Raw genomic sequence first — 23734 nt, forward strand, 5'->3', positions numbered from 1 at the left:
CCTGATCGCGGGACGGCGCATCCACCATGAGGAGGACGTCCGGGAGGCCGGAGAGGTGCCCGCGGCAGGGTCCGGACCGCGTCGCGCCGTCGGCCCGCCGTCCTGCTGACACAGCGTCACGTCACCCTGTCCGGTATTCCCGGGTATTTCGCTCCCTTACCGCCTTCTTGCCGCGCTCTTGTCATCGTCTGTTGTCCTCGTCCGTGGTCAACGGGTGATGCCGCCGCACTCGAACTGGGATTTTCCTTCTGCTCCGCGCGGGGCTCCTTCCCGCCGCATGACGAACGGAATCCGATAAATGTCTGATCGCAACGGACGTCACATGGCACGGCAGGCAACCGATTCGCGGGAGGGGTCGTCTTTCCTCCCGTCCGGAGCCTGCCCTGGTGGGTGGATCCGCAGGGCTGACGCATGGTCAGGATCCGAACCCCGGAGTGCCCCTTCTCGACGCCCCCGTGGCTCACCGTACGTAGTGCCATGGGCGCGATCGGTTGTAATCCGAGGGTACAGACAGGGCTATTCTGGCGGGAAACAGCAGCGAAAGAGGGTTGAGATGCCTGTGCCTGACGTCTCAGTAGTCGTCATCGTCTACAACGACGCCGACCGGTTGCCGACCGCGATCCAGTCCGTGCTGGATCAAACGCTCCGGGACGTCGAGGTGGTGATCGTCGACGACTGCAGCACAGACCGCTCTTTCGAAGTGGCGCAGCGGTTCGCCGCCGAGCACCCCGGGCGGGTCAGGGCCATCCAGCTGCCGGAGAACAGTGGTGCGGTGGGCGAGCCGCGGAATGTCGGCATCGAGCACGCCCAGGGCCGGTACGTCATGTTCCTGGACAGCGATGACGTCCTGGAACTCAATGCGTGCCGCAATATGCTGGAGGCCGCCGAGAAATCCGGGTCGGATATCGTTTCCGGCCTGTGTGTCCGGCTGCACAAGGACACCCGCAATCAGAAGCGCGACGAATGGTACGCCTGGCTGTACTCCACGACCCGCACCGTGGAGTCCGTCACGGAATTGCCGGACCTGTTTGTCTGGGACACCTTGTCCACCAATAAGTGCTATCGCCGAGAATTCCTTATCGAGAACAATCTCCGCTTTCCCAAGGGGATTTTCTACGAGGACCTGATCTTTATTGCCGCTGCCTATCTCTCGGCGCGCCGCATCACCCTGATCCCCAATCAGGTCTATTTCTGGCACGTATACCAGCGGGCCGCCGTGAAGTCGGTGTCGAACCGACGCCACGAAATGGCCAACTATGCGCACCGGCTGGAGATCCACCGGCGCATCGACGCACTGCTGGCGGAGCGCGGGCTGGACGACATAAAGCTCGCCAAGGACGTGAAATTCCTCAAGCACGATCTGGTGCTGTACCTGCGGGACCTGCCCTTCCGCGACGATGCGTATCGCCGGGAGTTCGCCGAGCTCTCCCGGGAATACCTCGCGAGCATCGCCCCCGAGGCGTACGAGCACGTCCAGCCGATCCAGGCCATCTGCGCCTACCTGCTCCAGAAGGGCGACTGGGACAACCTGATCCCGGCGGTCGACACGCTCATCAACCGCGCCAAGGTCTCCTCCCCGCTCACCGAGCACGACGGCCGGATCTACTGGTGCGACGGCCATTTCGATGACGCGTTCGGGCGCGAGGTGCTGGACGTGACCGACGTCGGCTACCACGAGAAGCCGGTCAACCAGCTGTTCCTGCGCAATCAGCTCACCGGCTTCCGCTCCTCCGGCCGGTCCGTCGCCCTGACCGGGCAGATCACCAACCCGCTCGGCGTCATCCCGCCGGACGCCACGCTGAAGGGCGAGCTGGAGTTCAGCGCCCGTCGGCGCAGTCTGCAGTCCTTCCACTTCCCCGTGCGGGTGCTGCGCCACGACGGCGACACCGTCCACTGGGAGGCCGCCGCGGACCTCACCGCGAAGCTGCGCCCGCTGGGCATCGTCGACACCATCTGGGACGTACGGCTGCGCCTGGACGTGAACGGGGTGCGCACCACCACCCGGCTCACCGTCGCCGACACCGAGCTGTCCGGCGGGCTGCCGGTGCGGCCGCGGCTGACGCGGATGGTCGCCGATCATCTGGAGCCGCATGCCTCGGCCAAGGGGCATCTGGCGTTCCGCCTGGTCAGCGAGGGACGTAACGCCGAGCGGGTGCAGGAGCTGATCACCCGCGGGGTGCAGGGCAAGCCGGGGACGCTGGCCAAGACCGGGTACCGCAAGGCGAAGGCGCTGCGGCAGAAGGTCGTCTCCGGCGACAACAAGCTGCGCGCCTACCACGAGGTGTTCAGCCGGCTGCCGATCAAGAAGCGCACGGTGGTCTTCGAGAGCCACCTGGGCAAGCAGTACAGCGACAGCCCGCGCGCCCTCTACGAGGAGATGCGCCGGCAGGGCCTGGACTTCGAGGCGATCTGGTCGTACGCCGGGTCCCCGGAGGGCTTCCCGAAGGACGCCACCCTGGTCAAGCGCTGGTCCCTGCCCTATCTCAAGGCGCTGGCGCAGGCCGAGTTCTGGGTCGACAACCAGAGCTACCCGCTCAAGCTCACCAAGCGCCCGGAGACCACCTACGTCCAGACCTGGCACGGCTCGGCGCTGAAGAACATGGGCTTCGACATGCCGTCGCTCAAGGCGCAGACCCGGGAGCAGCAGGCCGAGCAGCAGCGTTCGCTGGACCGCTTCGACCGCTTCCTGATCCGCTCCGAGCACGATGTGCGCACCCTGGCCAAGGCCTTCCGGCTCAAGGAGAAGACACTGCTGCGGGTGGGCTACCCGCGCAATGACGCACTGGTCCGCGCCCGCCAGCGGGAAACGGAGCTGGGTCGGCGTGAACGCGGGCCGCTGGCCGCGGAGTTGGGCATTCCCGAGGACCGCACCGTACTGCTTTACGCGCCGACGTTCCGCAAGGCGGGCGGCCGGCACGGGCGCTTCGAATTGCCCTTTGACGTAGAGCGTTTCGCCGACCAGTTCGGCGACCGCTATGTCCTCCTGGTGCGCTCGCACTACCTCAATCACGTGGTGCTGCCGCCGACCGTCGCGGGCCGGGTCATCGATGTCTCGGCGCGTCATGACGTGACGCCCCTGCTGGAGCTGGCCGACGGGCTCATCACGGACTATTCGTCGGTGATGTTCGACTACGCGCTGCTCGACCGGCCGCTGGTGTTCTTCACCTACGACTATGACGAGTACGTGCACGAGGGCCGCGGCACCTACTTCGATCTGCTGGAGCATGCGCCGGGCCCGGTGGTCCGCACCGAGGACGATTTCCACAAGGCGATCAAGTCGTTCGAGTCGCAGGCGCTGGACTATACGAAGAGCCGCCAGGAATTCATCGCCAAGTTCGGCGAATACGACCGGGGCGACGCCGCCAAGAGCATCGTCGATCAGTTCTTTGCGCAGTGGAGCCGTTGATGACCAAGCCGAACGCAGCCGAACCGCGGGACATCTTCTTCGTCTCCAACAGCGTCAATGAGATGGGCGGCGTCACCAGCTGGTCGCACCAGATGGCGCGCCTGTTCAGCGAGCGGGGCCACCGGGTGCACATCGTCGGTGTGGTGCCGCCCCCCGAGGGCCGGGTCCATGAGCTCGCCCCCGACGTGCCGTTCAAGACGACCACGCTCTACACGGAGCACCCGCCCTCCGTCCGGCCCGTACGCGGCCTCAAGGACAAGCTCAACCTCGTCGAGCAGCGCCGCCGGGCCGCCCGCGAGGCCGGTATGCAGGAGCAGGCCGCCAAGATGAGCGCGCTGTTCCGGGCGGCGAAGCCGGGCGGGGTGGTGATCGTCACCCAGGTGTGGGCGATGGAGTGGGTCGCGCTGGCCGACACCGCCGGGCTGACGGTGATCGGAATGAGCCATGAATCCTTCGACACCTGCCGCAAGTCGTCCCGCTTCGCTCGGGTCAAGCGGTTTTACGAGGATGTCGACCGGATGCTGACGCTCACCCGCGAGGACGCCGACCGCTGGATCCGGCAGCGGATGGACAACGTCGGCTTCATGCCGAACCCGCTGCCGTTCTTCCCCGAGGTCCCCTCGGACCGCTCCCACAAGTGCGTGGTCAGCATCGGCCGGCTCCACGAGGAGAAGGGCGTGGACCTGCTGCTGGAGGCTTGGGCGAAGGTCTCGCCGCAGCACCCCGACTGGACGCTGCGGATCTACGGCTCCGGCGAAGAGGAGGAGGCCCTGCGCAAGCAGGCCGCGGAGCTGGGCATTACGGACACGGTCGACTGGATGGGCCGGACCGGCGATGTTCCCGGGGCGCTGCGGGAGAGCGCGGTGTTCGCGCTCAGCTCGCGCGGCGAGGGCTTCCCGCTGGCTCCCATGGAGGCGATGGCGACCGCCGTCCCGTGTGTGGCGTTCGATGTGGCGCCGGGTGTTCACGAGATCATTTCGGACGGTGTGGACGGACTGCTCGCACCTCCGGGCAACATCACCGAATTCGCCCGCCACCTGGACACCCTGATGTCCGACAAGGACCTCCGGGACACCATGGGCGAGGCGGCGCGGACGAACATCCAGCGGTTCTCCACGGAGGAGATCGTTCCCCGCTGGGAGAGTCTGTTCGCGCTCTTGGAGCGCTGAGCGGGGCCGCTTGCGGTGTGAGAGAGGTCACTTCCGACTGCGGGTGACCCCTCTCACGCCATGGCCACAACGGTGCTCCGGAGCCGCTAATTCCGGGCTTTTTGAGGGCCGAGCCGTGCGGGACCGCCGCGTCCGCCCCGGTCAGCGGCACTGTCACGGCTCGGTCCAAGCATTGGCCGGAATTGGTCAGACCCCTAGCGTGTGCGCATGGATCTGACGCAGACCACGCACCGGCCCAGTGCGCCCTGGCGCCCGTCCGCAGGATTGGCGTTCCTCCAGGAGGCGACCCGCACCCAACGCCTCACGGGAGCGATCGCCCCCAGCAGCCGGCGGCTGGCCACCCGGCTCGCGGTCCCCCTGCGGGAGCGGAAGCCCAGCAACCCTGCCGCGATATTGGAGGTCGGCGCCGGCACCGGCACGGTCACCCGCGCCCTGGCCCGGCTCGTCGGACCCGCGGACCAGCTGGACGTGGTCGAGGTCAACCCCAGTTTCGTCCGGATACTCACCGAATCCATGGAGACCGACCCAGATCTGTCCGGGGCCGCTCCGCAGATCCGGCTCGTGCCCGAGTCGATCACGGACATGCACCTCGCCCCGCACAGCTACGACGTCATCGTCTCCTGCCTGCCCTTCGCGAACTTCGAACCGGACGTGGTCGAGTCGATCTTCGAGCGCTACCTCTCCGCGCTCACCCCGGGCGGGCATCTGACCTACTTCCGCTATCTCGGCACCCAGGTCGCCCGCACCGTCTTCAGCCGCCGTACGGAGATCACCCGCCATCGGGCGGTCACCGCCGTCATGGAGGACTTCGAGCACCGCTACGGGGTCCACCACTCGACGGTCTGGGGCAACCTCCCTCCCGCACAGGTCCAGACCCTGCGGGCACCCGCCCCGCGGACGACCCCGCCCGCCCCGGTGGCCACCGCCTGACCCCACCCACCCACGCGGCCACCCACGCGGCCAGCCTCCCGGCTCCCGGCTCCCGGCTCCCGGCTCCCGGCTCCCGGCTCCCGGCTCCCGGCTCCCGGCTCCCGGCTCAGGGTCTCCCTGAGACGCCCTCCGGGGCGCACCCAGCATGCCCACGCGCCCCCGTATGCATTCCGTGCGCCGGGAATTCCGGAAGCGGGCCGGAATGCTGCCGGCCGTCTCCTGAAGTGCGCTCGCCCGGAAGCCGACAAGGCGACGGCGCACGTACCAAACACGTGCGCCCCAGAAGGCTGATCGGCATCACGGGATGGCATCACAAGGCATTTGCCTTTGCCGTCCGTTACATGCCGCGGTCCGTACTGCCGAAAGGGCACGAAACCCGCGGCGCCCGGAAATAGCAGAAACCCGCGTGCGGGCCGCAGGGCCGACCGGGTCCCGCCGGCCGTGCGCCGGTCGTACGTCGGCCACCGCGCCCGCCGGAGCCTCCTCGGCTCCGGCCGTCCCGCACCCGTCCGGCATCTCCTCGTACGGGCACGGAGCGGCCGGACGCGGGACGGCAACGGAGCCCCCGCACGGACGCCCCTGCGGCCCCGACGCGTCGTCAACTCCGGGCACGGGGCTGCCGGAAGAACTTCTGACCGTCCCTCACGAGAACGCCCGTGCCCTGCACGGAAGGACGCCGCGGACGACACCTCCGACCGCGGCGCGGCAGCGAGCTGCCAAGAGTCGTGGCGCCTCGGTCAACTGCCGTACGGCGCACCGGGTGTTCACGCCCCCGAAAGCGCGACCTCGCTTGCCGTTGCCCTGGATACCGGTCCGCTTCCCGTGGTCGAAGCGGGAAGACGCACAGCAATTTGCGATTCAGTTGATGCTTCACCCAAAATCGCCTTTTGGGTGGTGCCCGGAGCCGGACTTGAACCGGCACGGCCCGTAGGCCAGCGAGGTTTAAGCTCGCCGTGTCTGCATTCCACCATCCGGGCCTGGGATCCCCCATGCCGCCTCAAAGAGGGCAGCACGAGCGTAGCCCGCAGCGCACCACACAGTTCGGCCGCTCTTCCCGAGGTTGTCTTATTTTATTGGCAACTGAGGGAGCATCAGTGCCCGGTACAGGCCTTCGGCACATGCCTGAAGCCCGCCTACGCGGGGAAGCCCCCCGACGCAATTTCATGCCTGAATTGACGGAAACTCGACGCCCCCTCGACACCCCGTCACCGCGGCGGGCCCGCCCCTCCGGCTGCTGCGGGCGCAGCAGCCGCATCGGGGCCCCGTCTCCTCCCCAGGGATGACCGGTCGGACCGCGGCTACGCCCCAGGGGTGGTCCAGGACGGTCACAACGGTTGACGTCCCCGGGCCGATGCCTGATCCACGATGGAAATGTCCGCCTCCGCTCCGCGGCCCGCGCCCGCGCGGCCGCCCGAACCAGGCCCTTCCACCCGACAGGAGCTCCTTCCCGTGACCCCGACCCACTCCGGCGTAACCACCGCCCAGCGCGCCACCGCAGTGGCTGCCCGCGCCACGGATCTCAGCAAGGTGTACGGACAGGGCGAGACCCAGGTGGTCGCCCTGGACGCGGTCTCCGTCGACTTCCACCAGGCCCAGTTCACCGCGATCATGGGCCCCTCCGGGTCCGGCAAGTCGACGTTGATGCACTGCATGGCCGGGCTGGACTCGATATCCGGCGGCTCCGCGCGCATCGGCGACACCGAACTGACCGGGCTGAAGGACAAGAAGCTCACCCAGCTCAGGCGCGACAAGATCGGCTTCATCTTCCAGGCGTTCAATCTGCTGCCGACCCTGAACGCCCTGGAGAACATCACCCTGCCCATGGACATCGCGGGCCGTAAGCCGGACCGCGCCTGGCTGGACCGGGTCGTGGAGACCGTCGGCCTGTCCGGCCGCCTCAAGCACCGCCCCAGCCAGCTCTCCGGCGGCCAGCAGCAGCGGGTCGCGGTCGCCCGGGCGCTCGCCTCCCGGCCCGAGATCATCTTCGCCGACGAGCCCACCGGAAACCTCGACTCGCGCTCCGGCGCCGAGGTCCTCGGCTTTCTGCGCAACTCGGTGCGGGAACTGGGCCAGACCGTGGTGATGGTGACCCACGACCCGGTCGCCGCCTCCTACGCGAACCGCGTCGTCTTCCTCGCCGACGGCCGGATCGTCGACGACATGCCCGATCCGACCGCCGACCTGGTGCTGGAGCGGATGAAGGGCTTCGACGCCAAGCGCCGCACGAGCTGATCAGCAGCCGTCACCTGACCTTTGGCCCTCTCCTCCAGGACTGACCCCCATGTTCCGTACCGCCTTGCGCAACGTGCTTGCGCACAAGGCCCGGCTGCTGATGACCGTCCTCGCCGTGATGCTCGGCGTGGCCTTCGTCTCCGGCACCCTGGTCTTCACCTCGACCATCTCCGACGCGTACCAGGCCAGCTCGCAAAAGGGCTACGACAACGTCGACGTCGCCGTCCACCCGCAGTCCTCCGACAGCCGGCGCGGCGCCCCCGGCGCGGAGCCGAAGCTCGACCAGAAGCTGCTCGACAAGGCCGCCCACGTGCCCGGCGCCGCGTCCGCCACCGGCACCGTCTCCGGCTTCACCGCCATCGCCGACAAGAAGGGCGAGCTGCTCGGCAGCGGCTTCTCGACCACGGGCGGCAACTACTTCCCCGGCAAGGACGGCAAGGACGCCCGCTACCCGATGCGCAGCGGTGCCGCCCCCAAGGGTCCGCACGAGTTCGCGCTGGACGCCCACACCGCGGACAAGGCCGGCTACAAGGTCGGTGACACCGTCCGGCTCTCCGTCGACGGGCCGGTCCGCGAGCAGAAGCTGACCGGCATCTTCACCACCGACGACGGGGCGGTCGCGGCCGGCGGCAGCCTCGCGCTGTTCGACACCCCGACCGCCCAGAAGCTCTTCGCCATGCCGGGCGGCTTCAGCGAGATCGACGTCAAGGCCGCGCCGGGCACCTCGCAGAACGCCCTGAAGTCCGCGGTCGACAAGGTCCTGCCCCAGGGCGCCGCCGAGGCCACCACCGGCAAGCAGCTCGCCGACGACCAGGCCGAGATGATCGCCAAGAGCATGGACGGCATGAAGACCGCCCTGCTCGCCTTCGCCGGTATCGCGCTCTTCGTCGGCGTGTTCATCATCGCCAACACCTTCACCATGCTGGTCGCCCAGCGCACCAAGGAGCTGGCGCTGCTGCGCGCGGTCGGCGCCAGCCGCCGCCAGGTCACCCGCTCGGTGCTGATGGAGGCGTTCGTCGTCGGCGCGGTCGCCGCGGTCACCGGCCTGGCCGCCGGTATCGGGATCGGCGCCGGCCTGCGGGAATTGATGAGCAGCACCGGTGCGACCGTCCCCGACGGCCCCCTGGTGATCTCGCCGTCCACGGTCCTGGCCTCGTTCCTCGTCGGCATCGTCATCACCGTCCTGGCCGCCTGGCTGCCGGGCCGCCGCGCCGCCAAGATCCCGCCGGTCGCCGCGATGAACAGCGTGCACGCCGCCGCCACCACCAAGTCGCTCGTCGTACGGAACACCATCGGCGCGCTGTTCGCGGGCGCCGGCGCCGCCGGGGTGCTGGTCGCCACCGGCATGTCCGACGGCAGGACCATGATGGGCGCGGGCGCGGTCCTCCTGCTGATCGGCGTGTTCATCCTGACGCCGCTGCTGTCCCGGCCGCTGATCGCGCTGGCCGCACCCGTGCTGCGGGCCTTCGGTATCTCCGGCGGCCTCGCCCGGCAGAACGCGGTGCGCAATCCGCGCCGTACGGCCGCCACGGCCTCCGCGCTGATGGTCGGGCTGACGCTGATCACCGGCCTGACGGTGATCGCGGGCAGCGTGCAGACGAGCATCGACAAGATGGCCACCGACTCGCTCACGGCCGACTACGTCGTCTCCATGACCAACAACCTTCCGCTCTCCCCGGACGTGGCCAAGAAGCTCGACGGCCTGGACGAGGTCACCGCCGTCAGCCCGCTGCGCATCTCCCCGTCCCGGATCGACGGTGCCGACAAGTCTCTGACCGGCGTCAACGGCAAGGACTTCGGCAAGGTCACCCGGCTCGACTTCACCCAGGGCTCCCTCGGCGACCTGCACGGCGGCCGGGTGGTCGTGGACGATGCCACCGCCAAGAAGAAGGGCTGGCAACCCGGTTCCCGCTTCCTGGTGACGTTCGCGGACGGCAAGACGGGCACGCTGACCGTCTCGGGCGTCTACAAGGGCAACCAGTTGATCAACGGCATCATCGTGGACAACGCCACCCTGGCCCCGCATCAGCAGCAGGCCACGGACCGGCAGGTGATGGTCAAGACCAAGGACGGCACCACCGACGCCGCCAAGGAATCGCTGGTCAAGGGGCTCGGCAAGAACCCGGCGCTCACCGTCTCCGACAAGAAGGACATCTCCGAAGAGATCGCCAAGGCGTTCAGCCTGATGCTGAACATGCTCTACGGGCTGCTGGCCATGGCCGTGATCGTCGCGGTGCTCGGTGTCATCAACACCCTGGCGATGTCGGTCTTCGAGCGCTCGCAGGAGATCGGCATGCTGCGCGCCATCGGCCTGGACCGCCGCGGCATCAAGCGCATGGTGCGCCTGGAGTCGCTGGTGATCTCCCTCTTCGGCGGCGTGCTCGGCATCGGCCTGGGCGTCTTCTTCGGCTGGGCGGCCGGTGAGCTGATCAGCGGCTCACTGGCGACGTACGAACTGGTGCTGCCCTGGGGCCGGATGGGCATCTTCCTCGGGCTGGCCGCGGTCGTCGGCGTACTCGCCGCGCTGTGGCCGGCGCGGCGGGCGGCCCGGCTCAACATGCTGGCCGCGATCAAGGCCGAGTAGCCGGTGCCGGTGTGCCGGGTCCGACCGGGCCCGGCACACCGCGCCTCAGGCGGACCAGATGCGCGTCCGGAGCGGCAGCGCGGAGTCGCCGCCATCGGGCGTCTTCACGGCCAGCACCTGATTGACTCCTATGCGGTTCCGCTCGAACGACAGGGCCGAGGCCGCCATGTAGAGCCGCCAGACCCGGGCCCGCCCCGGTGACGTGAGCCGCGCCGCCTGCTCCCAGTGCTGCTCCAGGTTGACCACCCACTGCCGCAGCGTCCGTGCATAGTGCTCCCGGATCGCCTCCACGTCCCGCACCTCGAACCCGGCCTCCTCCAGCTGGCCGACGGTCCGGCCGAGCGGCGCCAGTTCGCCGTCCGGGAAGACATAGCGGTCGATGAACTCATCGACGTGGTAGGCCTCCTCGTCCGCGACCGGCCGCCGGGCGATCTGGTGGTTGAGCAGCCGCCCGCCGGGCTTGAGCAGGGAGTACAGCGCGCCGGCGTACTCCGCGTACTGCGTCCGGCCGACGTGTTCGGCCATCCCGACCGAGGAGATCGCGTCGAACGGCTCGTCGTGGACCTCGCGGTAGTCCTGCACCCGGATCTCGATCCGGTCGGCCAGCCCGGCCTCGGCGACGCGCTTGCGGGCGAAGGTGGCCTGCTCCTCGGAGAGGGTGATGCCGACCGCCCGCACGCCGTACTCGCGGACCGCGTGCAGCACCATCGAGCCCCAGCCGCAGCCCACGTCCAGCAGCCGCATGCCCTCCTGGAGACCGAGCTTGCGGCAGATCAGGTCGAGCTTGCCGCGCTGGGCGTCCTCCAGGGTGGCGACACCCTGGTCGGCGGTCCCCCAGTACGCGCAGGAGTAGACCATGGACGGGCCCAGCACCAGGGCGTAGAAGTCGTTGCCGACGTCGTAGTGGTGGCTGATGGCCTCCTTGTCGCGCCGCAGGGTGTGCAGCGGCCCACGGCGCCGTCTGACCTCTTCCGCGGGCGGTGCCGGCGGGACCGGGGCGCCGGCCAGCGTCAGCAGCTGCCGGGCGGCGGCGCGCATCTCCGGGCGGGCCAGGGCGCGCAGCACGGCGGCGCGCTGCGGTCCGGGGCTGCCGGGGCGCTCCCAGATGAGTCCGGCGAGCAGATCGAGTGCGGCGTAGAGGTCGCCCTCGATGTCGAGGTCGCCGGCCACCCAGGCGCGGGCCAGGCCCAGCTCGCCCGGCCGGAACAGCATCCGGCGCAGCGCGCGGCGATGGCGGATGACGAGCGTGGGTGCCCCCGGCGGGCCGGACTCGCTGCGGTCCCAGGCGCGGATGCGCACCGGCAGCGGCGCTCCCAGTACCTCCTCGGCGAGCTTGGTGAGCCGTCCAGCGGCGTCGGCCATGTCGCACACCTCCGTGTTGACGAGTCGGGCAAAAAAGATTCACCCACCACGTAAACGCCAATGAAGCGCCCAGTTAGTCCCGTTCGCACGTAAGAGAACCGCAAACTGCCCGTCTTCCGCCAGAGCGGACACGCCAAAGGGCGCCCGCCCCACGGATGGCGGACGCCCTTCGGGCTGGTCGGAGTACCCGACCGGGGTTTCAGGAAGCCTTGGCCTTCGGCTTGTCGGCGTCGGCCGCGGCAGCCGGAGCGGGGGCCGGCTTGGCCGCCTCGTAGAACTCCTCGCGGGGGTTCTCCATGGCGCCGAGCGAGACGACCTCGCGCTTGAGGAACATGGCCAGCGTCCAGTCGGCGAAGACCCGGATCTTGCGGTTGAACGTCGGCATCGCCATGCCGTGGTACGCGCGGTGCATGTACCAGGCGAGACGGCCCTTGAGCTTGATCTTCATCTTGCCCATGACGATCATCGCGACGCCCTTGTGCAGGCCCAGACCGGCGACCGCACCCTTGTTGGCGTGGCTGTATTCCTTCTGCGGGAAGCCGCGCATCCCGGACACCACGTTGTCGCCGAGGACCTTGGACTGCCGCAGCGCGTGCTGCGCGTTCGGCGGGCACCAGGCGTTCTCGTTGCCGTTCTTGCGCCCGACCAGGTCCGGGACCTGGGCGTTGTCGCCGGCGGCCCAGATGTAGTCGGTGCCCTGCACCTGGAGGGTGGCGGCGGTGTCGACGTGGCCACGCGGGCCGAGCGGCAGACCGAAGCGGGACAGCGCCGGGTTCGGCTTGACGCCCGCGGTCCACACGATGGTGTTGGAGTCGACCTCAAGGCCGTTGTTGAGCTTCACATGGCCGTCGACGCAGGAGTCCATGCCGGTCTTGAGGTAGACCTCGACACCGCGGCTCTCCAGGTGCTCCTTGCCGTACGCACCGAGCTTGGGACCGACCTCGGGGAGGATCTTGTCGGCGACGTCGACCAGCAGGAAGCGCATGTCCTCGCGCTTCACGTTGTTGTAGTACTTCGCGGCATCGCGGGCCATGTCCTCGACCTCGCCCACGGTCTCCGCACCCGCGAAGCCACCGCCGACGAAGACGAAGGTCAGCGCCTTGCGGCGGACCTCTTCATCGGTCGTGGAGTCGGCCTTGTCCAGCTGCTCCAGCACGTGGTTGCGCAGGCCGATGGCCTCTTCCACGCCCTTCATCCCGATGCCGTTCTCGGCCAGGCCGGGGATCGGGAAGGTACGGGAGACCGCGCCCATCGCGATGACCAGGTAGTCGAAGGGCAGCTCGTACGCCTCGCCGACCAGCGGGGCGACGGTGGCGACCTTGCGGTCCTGGTCGATGGTGGTGACCCGGCCGGTGAGGACCTCCGCCTTGGGGAGCACACGTCGTAGCGGCACCACGACATGGCGGGGGGAGATGCTGCCGGCTGCAGCTTCAGGGAGGAAGGGCTGGTACGTCATGTACGAGCGCGGGTCGACGACCGTGACGGTCGCCTCGCCGTACCGCATCTTCTTGAGGATGCGACGTGCCGCGTACAGGCCTACGTACCCACCGCCTACAACGAGGATCCTGGGACGCTCCGTGGTGCTCATGCAATCGAGTATCCACCCCCACATGGGGGGTCGCTCGTGAGCCCCTTCACAAGCACCTGGGGGGCGTCTGCTACACTCCGCCGGCTTCGTGATCGACGCCATAGTTCAAGAGGGAACCACCTTGCCATGGCGGGCGTTGGAGACCCCTGTTGATCAGGGATTGTGGGCCGCCGGACGACTGGACCACAGTCTTGGGGCACGCACCGCCAACTCCCCGGGAGCCGCGCATTCTCCGGGTCGAGAGCGCCAAGGACCTTCGAACGAGGGCCGGACGATCAGATTCTTCGTCCAAGGAGCGGTTTTTTCATGTGAAGGATTTCACGAACTTTCTCCGCGGACCCCTTCGCGGAGCCTTCCGGAGGCCCCAAAAGCGCGCTCAGACGGGCGTCCTGCCCGCTCAAAGGGCTCCTCGGCAGAGGCCGTTGCCCGGCCTCTGCCGCACCCCGCGTCACTAGCCGGCGATGCTCCAGGCGATGCCGTCCAGGATGTCGTGCTCGCTGACGACGACCTCCCCGGCGCCCGTCCGCTCCATGATCGACAGCAGCACGAGCGCGCCCGCGGCGATCACATCGACCCGGCCCGGGTGCATGACCGGGATGGCCGCGCGCTCGGCATGGGTGGAGGACAGCAGCCGGCCGGTGATCTCGCGGACCTGCGCGAGGGAGAGCCGGGAGTGGTGAATCGCCTCGGAGTCGTAGCTCTCCAGGCCCAGCGCGATCGCGGCGACCGTGGTCACGGAGCCGGCCAAGCCCACGAGGGTGGCGGCCTCGCGCAGCGGGACGGTCTCCTCGGCGCGGTCCAGTGCCGCGGCGACATCCGCCTTTATGGCGGCGATCTGCCCGGCGGTCGGCGGGTCGGTGAGGGAGGCGTGCGAAGCACTCGTTGAGGGGCGGTGGCCGGGAGACGGGTGGGCCTCGCCCTCGTGCACCAGATGCCGCTCGGTCATCCGTACGCAGCCGACGTCGACCGAGCGGGCGGCGCGGACGGAGCCGTCGCCGAGGACGAACTCGGTCGAGCCGCCGCCGATGTCGACCACCAGGAAGGGCTGCTCCAGGTCCGTCCGCCCGGTCAGCTCCTTGGTGGCGCCGGTGTAGGAGAACTCCGCCTCCTGGTCACCCGTGATCACCTCGGGCTGCACGCCCAGGATGCCGACCACACCGCGCACGAAGTCCTCGCGGTTCTCCGCGTCCCGGGAGGCGGAGGTCGCCACGAAGCGGACCTGCTCGGCGCCCAGGCCCTTGATCACCGCGGCGTACTCCCGGCAGGCCGCGAAGGTGCGCTCCAGCGCCTCGGGCGCCAGCCGCCCGGTGCGGTCCACGCCCTGGCCCAGCCGGACGATCTGCATCCGGCGGTCGAGGTCCTTCAGCTCACCGGTCGCGGGGTCGGCGTCCGCGACCAGCAGCCGGATGGAGTTCGTACCGCAGTCGATGGCGGCGACCCGCTTCACGTGGCGTCTCCTTCGGGAGCGTCCTGGGCTTCGGGGGTGTTCCGGTCGTCGGAGGTGTCCTGGCACGGGGTCACGCACGGCCCCTTCCGCCACCACTCCGGGAGCATCGCGAGGGCCTCGTCACCGAGCGGGTTGACGCCCGGTCCGGCGGCCAGCGAGTGGCCGACGAGGACGTGCAGGCACTTGACCCGGTCGGGCATCCCGCCCGCGCTCGGGAAGCCCTGGAGCACCTCGATCGCGTCCCGCCGCCGGATGTAGTCCTCGTGGGCTGCCCGGTAGGCGGCGGCAAGCGCAGGGTCGGTCGCCAGCCGCTCGGACATCTCCTTCATCACGCCGTTCGCCTCCAGCGTGCCGATCGCGGAGGCCGCGCGCGGGCAGGTGAGGTAGTAGAGCGTGGGGAAGGGCGTGCCGTCCTCCAGGCGCGGCGCCGTCTCGACGACATCCGGCTGGCCGCAGGGGCAGCGGTGCGCGATGGCGCGCAGCCCGCGGGGCGGGCGGCCGAGCTGCTGCTTGAAGGCGGCGATGTCCGCGGCGGTGGGCTCGGTGGGCTCGGTCTGGGGCGGGGGGGTGTCCATGTGCGCTTTCGGTGAGGTGAGTGGTGAGCAGGGGCGGGCGGGCCGTCCTGCGTCCGACAGTACGGGCCGGCGCCCGCCGACGGTACGGGCCCGGCCCTACCGCTTGTCGGCCGAGTCGACGGCGTCCCAGAGATTGTCGTACCAGGGGGGCTGGGCGGCCTGCGGCCCCTTGGGTGCGGAGCCGGTGCCGGAGCCGTCCTGGACGAGGTATCCGGTCTCGCCCGGCATGACGTAGTGAAGGTGGCGGCGGGCCTGCTGGCGTACGAACTCCGGGTCCTGCCAGCGGGCCTTCTGCTCGCGCAGCCGCTCCAGGGCGGCGCCGGCGTCCTGGGCCTTGCGGCGCTGGTCGGCGATGTCGGAGCGCTGGGAGACGTACTGCCTTATCGGATAGGCGAGGGCGACGACCAGCGAGCACATCACCAGGGCCAGCAGGGCGGCGCGGCCGGTGAGGCGGTTGCGGCGGGGCGGGCGGGCGCGGTAGACGCGGGCGGCGGCCTGCTCGCCGAGCGCCTTGAGTCGGGTCGCGGTCGAGAACCGGTCCGCGGGCACGTCGTCTCCCCTTCACTGACGGACGCCTGACTGCTGAAGCAGACGCGTCCCCGGCAACGGTACGGGACCGTCGCCGGGGACGTACGGGGTGCTGGGCGGTTGTCTCGCCCGTTCAGCCCTTGCCGCCCCGGTGGGCCGGGGCGGCGGGCCGCCGTAGGTCAGCTGCCGTGACGGAACCGCGGGAAGGCGGAGCGGCCGGCGTAGACCGCGGCGTCGTCGAGGATCTCCTCGATGCGCAGCAGCTGGTTGTACTTGGCGACGCGCTCGGAGCGGGCCGGGGCGCCGGTCTTGATCTGGCCGCAGTTGGTGGCGACGGCGAGGTCGGCGATGGTGACGTCCTCGGTCTCACCGGAGCGGTGCGACATCATGCACTTGAAACCGTTGCGCTGAGCCAGCTCGACGGCGTCCAGGGTCTCGGTCAGCGAGCCGATCTGGTTGACCTTCACCAGCAGCGCGTTGGCGGAGCCCTCCTCGATGCCGCGGGCGAGGCGCTCGGGGTTGGTGACGAACAGGTCGTCGCCGACGAGCTGCACCTTGGCGCCGAGCTTGTCGGTGATGACCTTCCAGCCGGCCCAGTCGTCCTCGAACAGCGGGTCCTCGATGGAGACCAGCGGGTAGGCCGCCACCAGCTCCTCGTAGTACTCGGTCATCTCGGCGGCCGAGCGGTCCTTGCCCTCGAACTGGTACTTGCCGTCCTTGTAGAACTCGGAGGCGGCGACGTCCAGCGCGAGCGCGATGTCCTGGCCGGGGGCGTAACCGGCCTGCTTGATGGCCTCCAGGATGAGGTCGAGGGCCTCGCGGTTGGAGCCCAGGTTGGGGGCGAAGCCGCCCTCGTCACCGAGGCCGGTGGACAGCCCGCGCTCCTTCAGGACCTTCTTGAGGGTGTGGTAGACCTCGGCGCCCCAGCGCAGCGCCTCGGAGAAGGACTCCGCGCCGATCGGGGCGATCATGAACTCCTGGATGTCCACGTTGGAGTCGGCGTGCGAGCCGCCGTTCAGGATGTTCATCATCGGGACGGGCAGGACGTGCGCGTTCGGGCCGCCCAGGTAGCGGAACAGCGGGAGGTCGCTGGCCTCGGAGGCGGCGTGCGCGACGGCGAGGGAGACGCCGAGGATGGCGTTGGCACCGAGCGAGCCCTTGTTGTCGGTGGCGTCCAGGTCGAACATCGCCTGGTCGATCAGCCGCTGCTCGGTCGCGTCGTAGCCGACGAGCTCCGGGCCGATCTGCTCGATGACGGCCAGGACGGCCTTCTCCACGCCCTTGCCGAGGTAGCGGTTCGGGTCGCCGTCGCGAAGCTCGACGGCCTCGAAGGCACCGGTGGAGGCGCCGGACGGCACGGCGGCACGGCCGGTGCTGCCGTCGTCGAGGCCGACCTCGACCTCGACCGTGGGATTCCCTCGCGAGTCGAGAATTTCGCGGGCTACGACGACGTCGATCGACGGCACGTTGTCTCCTTCGTGGGTGTCTGGCGTTCTGCTGCATGAGCCTAACGGCCCCGGGCTCGTCCGCCTGCCCTTGGCCCGCTCCGTGGGACGGAATTGCCGAATGAAGAGCCCAAAGACCCAGTTCACGGGACCTTTGGGCCCTTGTTCGCCAACCGGGACAAGCAGTGGATCGCAGCCGGTCACCGGCGTGCGGCCGCAGCGGATCTCACCCGGGTGCGACCCGGGGTGTGAGAAACCCCGCCGCGGCGCGCTGGGGGAAGGGCGCGCCGGGCGGGGCTGTCTCACCAAGGAAGCGGGCCCGCCGCTCGGGCCTGCCGAAGTCCCGGTGAGGGGGTGGCTCAGACGTTGAGCTTCTGGCCCGGGAGGATCAGGTTCGGGTTGCCGCCGATGACCGACTTGTTGGCCTCGTAGACCGACTTCCAGCTGGTGCCGTGGGCCTTGGCGATCTTGGCGAGGGTGTCGCCCGCCTTGACGGTGTAGTTGCCGTGGCCCATGGACTTGCGCTCGGTGGAGCGCGAGGCACGCTGCTCGGGGGCGGCCGGGGCCTTCTTGGCCTCGGTCTTGGTGTCCTGCTGCGGGGCGGACTTGGTCTGCGCCGAGGAGCCGGAGGTGTCGACGTTCGCGGCGGGGCCGCCGGCGGTCAGGTTGCCGGCACCGGCGCAGCTCCAGGCGCCCGGACCCTGGATGGCGAGGAGCTTCTCGGCGGCGGCGATCTGCTGGCTCTTGGAGGCCAGGTCGGCACGCGGCGCGTACTGGGTACCGCCGGCGGCGGCCCAGCTGGAGTTGGAGAACTGCAGGCCACCGTAGTAGCCGTTACCGGTGTTGATCGACCAGTTGCCGCCGGACTCGCACTGGGCGACCTTGTCCCAGGTGCTGACGGAGGCGGCGGAGGCGGAGGTGGCGCCCATCAGCGGGACGGCCACGGCAGCGCCGGCGATACCGGCGAGGGTGGCGACGCGGACGGCCTTGGAGCGACGACTGTGCTTGCCCTTGTTGATCAGCATGGTTCGTTCGTTTCCTCACCGGCGCCTACGAGGTGAGCTGTCGGGTTCGGGCTGTGAGTTGCCCGGCCGTCCGCGCTGACGCTTCTGGCTTCACCCCAAGCCGGTCGCCCGCTTTCACGGGCGGGGCCGGCACTTACCTTGGTTCCCCCGCTCCTGCCTACGGCGCTTGCGCGTCAACTGCCCCCGATCACCGGCAGGATTCGGCGTGTGACCGGAGGGCCCGCTTTGGCGAGCGATCCTGACGTTAAGCAGCAACCCCCTTGGTGTTCAAACCCCATCATCTGAACCAAGTTGACCGATTTCGATCACGAGTGGGGCACATCTCCGCAGGTGGGACGCGGTACGGCGGGGGCGGACGGCCCTGGGCCCCCTGAGGTCAACGAGACCCTTGTCTCACTTTCACCAAAGGGGGCGAAGGGGGGCGAACTAGCCTGCGTTCTGCCCGAGATCGAGCACCTGGCCGGGCTGGATCAGGTCCGCGTCGGAGCCGACGACGCCCTCGTTGCGGTCGTAGAGCGCGCTCCAGCCGCCGGGCAGCCGGTGGGCCGTGGCGATGGCTGACAGGCTGTCACCGGGCCGCACGGTGTAGTCGCCGTCGGCCGCCGGGCCCGTACGGTGCGCGTCGCCGCCGCGCGAGGCGTGCCGGCCGCCGGAGGCCCGGCCGCCGTCCTCGTCGCCTTGGCTGCCCTGACCGCCCTGACCTGCTTCGTCGTCCGCACCGCCGCGGTGCCGGCCCGGTGCGGGCGTCTCCTGCGGCGTGCCGGAGGTGTCCGGGCGGCTGCCGGCATCGGACGGGTCGGCGGACGGCGAGGGGTCCTCGTGCCGGTCGCCGGGCGTCGCGGCGTCGGACGGGTCGGGCTTGCCGGACGGGTCGCCGGTGCGGCCGGTGTCCGGGGCGTCGGGCGAGGGCGTCGACTCGGTCGGCTCGTCGGACGGCCGGCTGTCCGTGTCGTCGCCCGGCTCGTCCTGCGTGCCCGTCGAGTCCGAACCGTCGTGCATGCCGGAGGATCCGGGCTGGTCCCAGGGGTCCCGGGAGTCCCCGCCGTCGGACGGGGCGGGCTCCGGGGTGCTGGTGCTGCCGGGGTTGACCTCCGGCGCACGGCCGCCCTGGCTCAGCCCGGCGCTCGCCGCGCAGCTGGTCCAGACGTCCGGGCCGCGGTGGTCGAGGATCGACTCGGCCACCGCGATCTGCTGGGCGCGGCTGGCGAGGTCGGGGCGCGAGGCGTAGGCCGAGCCGCCGTAGTTGTCCCACATCTCCTGGGTCAGCTGGAGGCCGCCGTAGTAGCCGTTGCCCGAGGCCGCGCTCCACACCCCGCTGCTCTCGCACTGGGCGACCTTGTCCCAGGTCGTGGTGTCGGCGGCGTGGGCGCCGCTCGCGCCGAGCAGCGGCAGGGCGATGCCGGCGCCGGTCACTCCCGCGGTGACAAAGATGGCCGGTGCCTGACGGGGGCGACGGTGTCGGCCGGTCCCGGAACGCATGCGGATGCCTTTCGCGCGGTGGAGTTGTCGGACGAGCTGTCCGACGGACTTCCGGCCGGGGCGGGCAGGGCAGCACCAATACACCGGTTCACCGCTCCCCCGCTTCGGCCGATCGAATGAAGCCCGTCGATCGTCGGTCGAAAGGTAGCCGGGGTCACGGGTAGTCACAAGTCGGTGTAGCGCAGATCACGCAATGGTCACGCGGCTGACGCGCTGTCAAATATGGCCTTGCCGCTGGTCAGGGACGCTCGGGCGGGAACTCCACCGGCAGCGACCGCAGTCCGCGCATGATGAGCCCGCCGCGCCAGCGCAGCTCGTCGGGTTCCGCGGCGAGCCGGAGGCCCGGGAGGCGGGTCAGCAGCGTGGCGAGGGCGGTCTGTCCTTCGAGCCGGGCGAGCGGCGCACCCAGGCAGTAGTGGATGCCGTGCCCGTATCCCAGATGCTGGTTGTCCCGCCGGGTCAGGTCGAGAACGTCCGGCTCATCGAAGCGCGCCGGGTCGCGGTCGGCGGCGGCCAGCACCACCAGCACCGGGTCGCCCGCGGCGATCCGCTGCCCGCCCAGCGTCAGCTCCTCGGTCGCGAACCGCCAGGTCGCCAGCTCCACGGGGCCGTCGTAGCGGAGCAGTTCCTCGATGCCGGTGCCGAGCAGGTCCATGTCGCCCGTCTCGATCGACTTCTGCAGCAGCTCGCGCTGGGCGGGGTGGCGCAGCAGCTGGTACGTGCCGTTACCGATCAGGTTCACGGTCGTCTCAAAACCGGCAAAAAGCAGGATGAAGGCCATCGCGGCGACCTCGTTCTCGGTGAGGTGCTCGCCGTGGTCGGAGGCGCGGATCAGGGCGGAGATCAGGTCCTCGTCGGGCTCGGCGGTGGCCCCGAGGGTCTCGCGCTTGCGGTGGATCAGCTCGGCGAGATAGCCGCGCATCTTCTTCACGGAACGGGCGACGCCGCCGCGCGGCCCCTGGCCGTGCCGGATCATCATGCCCGCCCAGTCGCGGAAGTCGTCCTGGTCCTCGGGCGGGACGCCCAGCAGATCGCAGATCGCGTAGATGGGCAGCGGGAACGCGAACTCATGGATCAGATCGGCCTCCCCGCGCCCGGCGAAGCCGTCGATGAGCCGGTCGGTCAGCTCCTGGACCCGCGGGGCGAAGGCGGCGACCCGGCGCGGGGTGAACGCCTTGGAGACCAGCCGGCGCAGCCGGGTGTGGTCCGGGGGGTCGATGTTGAGCAGGTGCGTCATCAGGTTGGCGCTGCGCTCCCCCGGGATGCCGATCTTGCCCTTGCCGTGCGCGGACTCACTGTGGTGGACCGGGTTCTTGGACAGCCGGCCGTCGGCCAGCGCCTGCCGCGCCTCGGTGTAGCGGGTCACCAGCCAGGCCTCGACGCCGCTGGGCAGCCGGGTCCGGTGCACCGGCGCATGCTCCCGCAGCCAGGCGTACGCCGGGTACGGGTCGGCGGCGAACTCCCAGGTGAACAGCTCGGGGACGGTCGCGGGGGCGGTCTCGGGGACGGTCTCGGCAGCGGTCTCGGCGGCCGCCGCGGCGGGGCAGCCGGCGGGGGCGCCGGCGGCGGTGACCTGCGGCCGGCGGGACTTGTGGGACTGGTGGGGCACTTGTCGACCGTAACCGGTGGGCGCGGCAGGGCGCGCCCGCGCACCGGCCCGAGCCCCGCAGGCCCGTCCGGAACGCCGGATCCGCTACCCCGGATCCACCCCCACAGCCGACAGGAACGCCAGCGCCGCCGGCGACGGCCCCCGGGCGCTCCACACCACCCGCTCGGTCCGCTCGGGCGCCGGCCGGACCCGTACGGCGTGCAGCCCGGGCAGGCCGGCGGCGATGGTCTCCGGCACCATGCCGATGCCCAGACCGGCCCGCACCAGCTTCGCCAGGAACTCGACCGTGGTCACCTCGAATGCCACCTCGGAGTCCAGCCCCGCCGCCCGGAACGCGTCGTCGCGCTGCCGTCGCGCGGCCGACCCCGCCGTGAAGTCGACGAAGGTCTCCCGTGCCACCCGCGCCAGCGTGGTCCACTCCCGCCCGGCCAGCGGATGCCCCGGCGGCACCACCGCGACCAGCTCGGTCCGCGTCAGCTCCTTCTCCCCTACACCGGTGTTGCGCGCACTGGGCACCATCCCGATGAAGGCGACGTCCAGCGCACCGTCGCGCACCTTCTCCACCAGGGACTCGGTCATCTCCATCTGCAGACGGATCTGCACCTGGGGATAGCGGGTACGGAAATCGCCCAGCGCACGGGCGAGATCGACGGCCGAGACGGTCGAGATCGCACCCACCGCCAGCCGGCCGCGGACCTCGCCGATGGCCGCCGCGACCTCGGCGCGGGCCCGCTCGGCCGCCTCAAGCGCCTGCCGGGCGACCGGGAGGAAGGCCTCACCGGCCGCGGTCAGCCGGACGCTGCGGCTGGTCCGCTCGAAGAGCCGGGCGCCGAGCTCCTTCTCCAGCCGGGCGATCTGATGACTGAGGGCGGACTGCACCACATGGCAGCGCCCGGCGGCGCGGGTGAACCCGCCGGTCTCGGCCACCGCCACCACGTACCGCATCTGTTGCAGCTCCACACCCACCGACCCTAGCGACATCCATCTCTCTTCACGATGGATCCAATGCAAACAATGTGTTGGACTCATTAATTTTCGTCACGCACGGTGGAGGGTGTCCGCCGCCGCCGTGGCGGCGGGCGGTACAGGGGAGGTCAGGTCGTGCAGACCACGCACATAAAAGAGCCGGTCGCCGGGGATACCGCGGCGACCGGACCGGGACTGGGGCGCGGCACCCTGCTGCTGATGTCGGTCGCCACCGGTCTGTCCGTCGCCGGCAACTACTTCGCCCAGCCGCTGCTGGACGTCATCGGCCGCGATCTACAGCTGTCCGCGTCCACCGCCGCGCTGGTGGTGACCGTCGCCCAGGTCGGCTACGGGCTCGGGCTGCTGCTGCTCGTGCCGCTCGGTGATCTGCTGGAGCGACGCCGGCTGGCCGTCGCCCTGACCGCGGCCACCGCCGTCTTCCTCACCGTCACGGCGAGCGCCCCGAACGCCGCCCTGCTGCTGACCGGTACCGCGCTGACCGGGCTGAGTTCGGTCGCCGCCCAGGTCGTGGTGCCCTACGCGGCGACCCTCGCGGCCCCCGCCGAACGCGGCCGGACCGTCGGCACCGTGATGACCGGACTGCTGCTGGGCATCCTGCTGGCCCGTACGGCCGCCGGGCTGCTGGCCGACGTGGGCGGCTGGCGCACCGTGTACTGGGTCAATGCCGCGCTGATGCTGCTGATGGCGGTGCTGCTGCGGCTCAAGCTGCCCACCCTGCGCACCCCGGCCGGGCTGCGTTATCCGGCGCTGCTGCGCTCCACGCTGGCGCTGTTCGCCCAGGAGCCGGTGCTGCGCCGGCGGGCGGCGCTCGGGGCGCTGACCTTCGCCGGGTTCAGCGTGCTGTGGACGGCGCTGGCGTTCTTGATGTCCGGTCCCTCGTACGGCTGGCAGGAGTCGGCCATCGGGCTGCTGGGGCTGGTGGGCGCGGCCGGTTCGCTGTCCGCGTCGGCCGCCGGGCGGCTGGCGGACCGCGGTCTGGTGCACCACGTCAGCGGCGCCGGGGCGCTTTTGCTGCTGGGGTCCTGGGGTCTGCTGGCGGCCGGCGGGGCGGGCGGCGGCTGGTCGCTGGCGGCGCTGCTGGCCGGGGTGATCGTGCTGGACCTGTCCGCCCAGGCGGTGCACATCAGCAACCAGAACCTGGTCTACGGGGTCCGCCCCGAGGCGCGGAACCGTCTCAACTCCGCCTACATGACGAGCTACTTCGTCGGCGGCGCGGCGGGCTCGGCGCTGACCTCGGTGGTCTGGAGCACCGGGGGCTGGGGCGGGGTGTGCGTCCTGGGGGCGGCGCTGGCAGCGGCGACCGTGCTGGTCTGGGCCGCGGACCTGCTGAGCCGGCGCCGCGCCCCTCGCCTCAGCGGCAACTGACGG

General features: G+C 70.3%; 16 protein-coding genes, 1 tRNA gene and 1 riboswitch. Of the genes, 6 read left to right on the forward strand and 11 right to left on the reverse strand.

All coding sequences use genetic code 11. From position 1 onward, the window contains the following. Positions 1 to 553: 553 nt before the first annotated feature. The 3 genes from BKA18_RS14565 (at position 554) to BKA18_RS14575 (ending at position 5505) form a co-directional block, all read left to right on the forward strand. Positions 554 to 3406: a bifunctional glycosyltransferase/CDP-glycerol:glycerophosphate glycerophosphotransferase gene (locus BKA18_RS14565; protein ID WP_366048019.1), complete on the forward strand. Its 2853-nt coding sequence runs from the start codon at positions 554 to 556 to the stop codon at positions 3404 to 3406. Next, positions 3406 to 4575 (forward strand): glycosyltransferase, encoded by a 1170-nt coding sequence (locus tag BKA18_RS14570; RefSeq protein ID WP_006605168.1) that lies wholly within the window; start codon positions 3406 to 3408, stop codon positions 4573 to 4575. Before BKA18_RS14565 ends, BKA18_RS14570 begins: the two co-directional genes overlap by 1 nt. Positions 4576 to 4782: 207 nt before the next feature. Continuing rightward, positions 4783 to 5505, forward strand: a complete 723-nt coding sequence (locus tag BKA18_RS14575; protein ID WP_366048020.1) for a class I SAM-dependent methyltransferase — start codon at positions 4783 to 4785, stop codon at positions 5503 to 5505. A gap of 892 nt (positions 5506 to 6397) precedes the next feature. Here the strand turns inward: BKA18_RS14575 and BKA18_RS14580 are convergent. Continuing rightward, positions 6398 to 6482: transfer RNA gene (locus BKA18_RS14580), tRNA-Leu, on the reverse strand. Positions 6483 to 6954: 472 nt separating this feature from the next. Here BKA18_RS14580 and BKA18_RS14585 point away from each other — a divergent pair. After that, a complete protein-coding gene (locus BKA18_RS14585) occupies positions 6955 to 7737 on the forward strand; it encodes an ABC transporter ATP-binding protein (RefSeq protein ID WP_006605166.1) in 783 nt (260 codons plus the stop codon). 49 nt (positions 7738 to 7786) lie between these two features. Beyond that, positions 7787 to 10321 carry an ABC transporter permease gene (locus BKA18_RS14590; RefSeq protein ID WP_366048021.1) on the forward strand — a complete coding sequence of 845 codons (2535 nt, stop codon included), beginning with the start codon at positions 7787 to 7789 and terminating at the stop codon, positions 10319 to 10321. A gap of 45 nt (positions 10322 to 10366) precedes the next feature. Here the strand turns inward: BKA18_RS14590 and BKA18_RS14595 are convergent, their stop codons facing one another. From BKA18_RS14595 to BKA18_RS14640, 10 genes are all read right to left on the reverse strand, one after another. Next, positions 10367 to 11683 carry a class I SAM-dependent methyltransferase gene (locus tag BKA18_RS14595; protein WP_366048022.1) on the reverse strand — a complete coding sequence of 439 codons (1317 nt, stop codon included), beginning with the start codon at positions 11681 to 11683 and terminating at the stop codon, positions 10367 to 10369. 199 nt (positions 11684 to 11882) lie between these two features. Next, on the reverse strand, positions 11883 to 13271 hold the full coding sequence (locus BKA18_RS14600) for an NAD(P)/FAD-dependent oxidoreductase (protein ID WP_078568722.1): 1389 nt from the start codon (positions 13269 to 13271) through the stop codon (positions 11883 to 11885). Between the two features lie 451 nt (positions 13272 to 13722). Next, positions 13723 to 14718, reverse strand: a complete 996-nt coding sequence (locus BKA18_RS14605) for a Ppx/GppA phosphatase family protein (protein WP_366048024.1) — start codon at positions 14716 to 14718, stop codon at positions 13723 to 13725. Next, positions 14715 to 15293, reverse strand: coding sequence for a DUF501 domain-containing protein (locus BKA18_RS14610; RefSeq protein WP_366048025.1), 579 nt, complete (start codon positions 15291 to 15293; stop codon positions 14715 to 14717). The genes BKA18_RS14605 and BKA18_RS14610 overlap by 4 nt, the downstream gene beginning before the upstream one ends. Before the next feature lie 96 nt (positions 15294 to 15389). Further along, positions 15390 to 15842, reverse strand: coding sequence for an FtsB family cell division protein (locus BKA18_RS14615; RefSeq protein WP_006605160.1), 453 nt, complete (start codon positions 15840 to 15842; stop codon positions 15390 to 15392). Positions 15843 to 16000: 158 nt separating this feature from the next. Further along, positions 16001 to 17287 (reverse strand): phosphopyruvate hydratase, encoded by a 1287-nt coding sequence (gene eno, locus BKA18_RS14620; RefSeq protein WP_366048026.1) that lies wholly within the window; start codon positions 17285 to 17287, stop codon positions 16001 to 16003. 338 nt (positions 17288 to 17625) lie between these two features. Beyond that, the gene (locus tag BKA18_RS14625) at positions 17626 to 18291 is read right to left on the reverse strand and encodes a LysM peptidoglycan-binding domain-containing protein (RefSeq protein WP_006605158.1); all 666 of its coding nucleotides are present in this window, start codon (positions 18289 to 18291) and stop codon (positions 17626 to 17628) included. A 7-nt stretch (positions 18292 to 18298) separates the two neighbouring features. Next, positions 18299 to 18466, reverse strand: a riboswitch (cyclic di-AMP (ydaO/yuaA leader). A 251-nt stretch (positions 18467 to 18717) separates the two neighbouring features. Next, positions 18718 to 19770, reverse strand: coding sequence for a transglycosylase family protein (locus BKA18_RS14630; RefSeq protein ID WP_366048027.1), 1053 nt, complete (start codon positions 19768 to 19770; stop codon positions 18718 to 18720). A gap of 238 nt (positions 19771 to 20008) precedes the next feature. Further along, complete coding sequence (locus BKA18_RS14635; RefSeq protein ID WP_366048028.1) at positions 20009 to 21379, reverse strand: cytochrome P450 family protein; 1371 nt, start codon at positions 21377 to 21379, stop codon at positions 20009 to 20011. A gap of 84 nt (positions 21380 to 21463) precedes the next feature. Continuing rightward, complete coding sequence (locus tag BKA18_RS14640; protein WP_429638328.1) at positions 21464 to 22360, reverse strand: LysR family transcriptional regulator; 897 nt, start codon at positions 22358 to 22360, stop codon at positions 21464 to 21466. 120 nt (positions 22361 to 22480) lie between these two features. Between BKA18_RS14640 and BKA18_RS14645 the strand changes: the two genes are divergently transcribed. Continuing rightward, a complete protein-coding gene (locus BKA18_RS14645; RefSeq protein ID WP_366048030.1) occupies positions 22481 to 23731 on the forward strand; it encodes an MFS transporter in 1251 nt (416 codons plus the stop codon). Positions 23732 to 23734 lie beyond the last annotated feature (3 nt).

Origin of the sequence: Streptomyces auratus (genome assembly GCF_050433025.1) — a bacterium.
Lineage (GTDB): Bacteria > Actinomycetota > Actinomycetes > Streptomycetales > Streptomycetaceae > Streptomyces > Streptomyces sioyaensis.

What these genes read in the sequence shown, in the direction of transcription:
- BKA18_RS14565 (WP_366048019.1), top strand. Translation starts at nt 554, where the DNA reads ATGCCTGTGCCTGACGTCTCAGTAGTCGTCATCGTCTACAACGACGCC.
- BKA18_RS14570 (WP_006605168.1), top strand. Translation starts at nt 3,406, where the DNA reads ATGACCAAGCCGAACGCAGCCGAACCGCGGGACATCTTCTTCGTCTCC.
- BKA18_RS14575 (WP_366048020.1), top strand. Translation starts at nt 4,783, where the DNA reads ATGGATCTGACGCAGACCACGCACCGGCCCAGTGCGCCCTGGCGCCCG.
- BKA18_RS14590 (WP_366048021.1), top strand. Translation starts at nt 7,787, where the DNA reads ATGTTCCGTACCGCCTTGCGCAACGTGCTTGCGCACAAGGCCCGGCTG.
- BKA18_RS14595 (WP_366048022.1), bottom strand. Translation starts at nt 11,683, where the DNA reads ATGGCCGACGCCGCTGGACGGCTCACCAAGCTCGCCGAGGAGGTACTG.
- BKA18_RS14600 (WP_078568722.1), bottom strand. Translation starts at nt 13,271, where the DNA reads ATGAGCACCACGGAGCGTCCCAGGATCCTCGTTGTAGGCGGTGGGTAC.
- BKA18_RS14610 (WP_366048025.1), bottom strand. Translation starts at nt 15,293, where the DNA reads ATGGACACCCCCCCGCCCCAGACCGAGCCCACCGAGCCCACCGCCGCG.
- BKA18_RS14625 (WP_006605158.1), bottom strand. Translation starts at nt 18,291, where the DNA reads ATGCTGATCAACAAGGGCAAGCACAGTCGTCGCTCCAAGGCCGTCCGC.
- BKA18_RS14630 (WP_366048027.1), bottom strand. Translation starts at nt 19,770, where the DNA reads ATGCGTTCCGGGACCGGCCGACACCGTCGCCCCCGTCAGGCACCGGCC.
- BKA18_RS14640 (WP_429638328.1), bottom strand. Translation starts at nt 22,360, where the DNA reads ATGTCGCTAGGGTCGGTGGGTGTGGAGCTGCAACAGATGCGGTACGTG.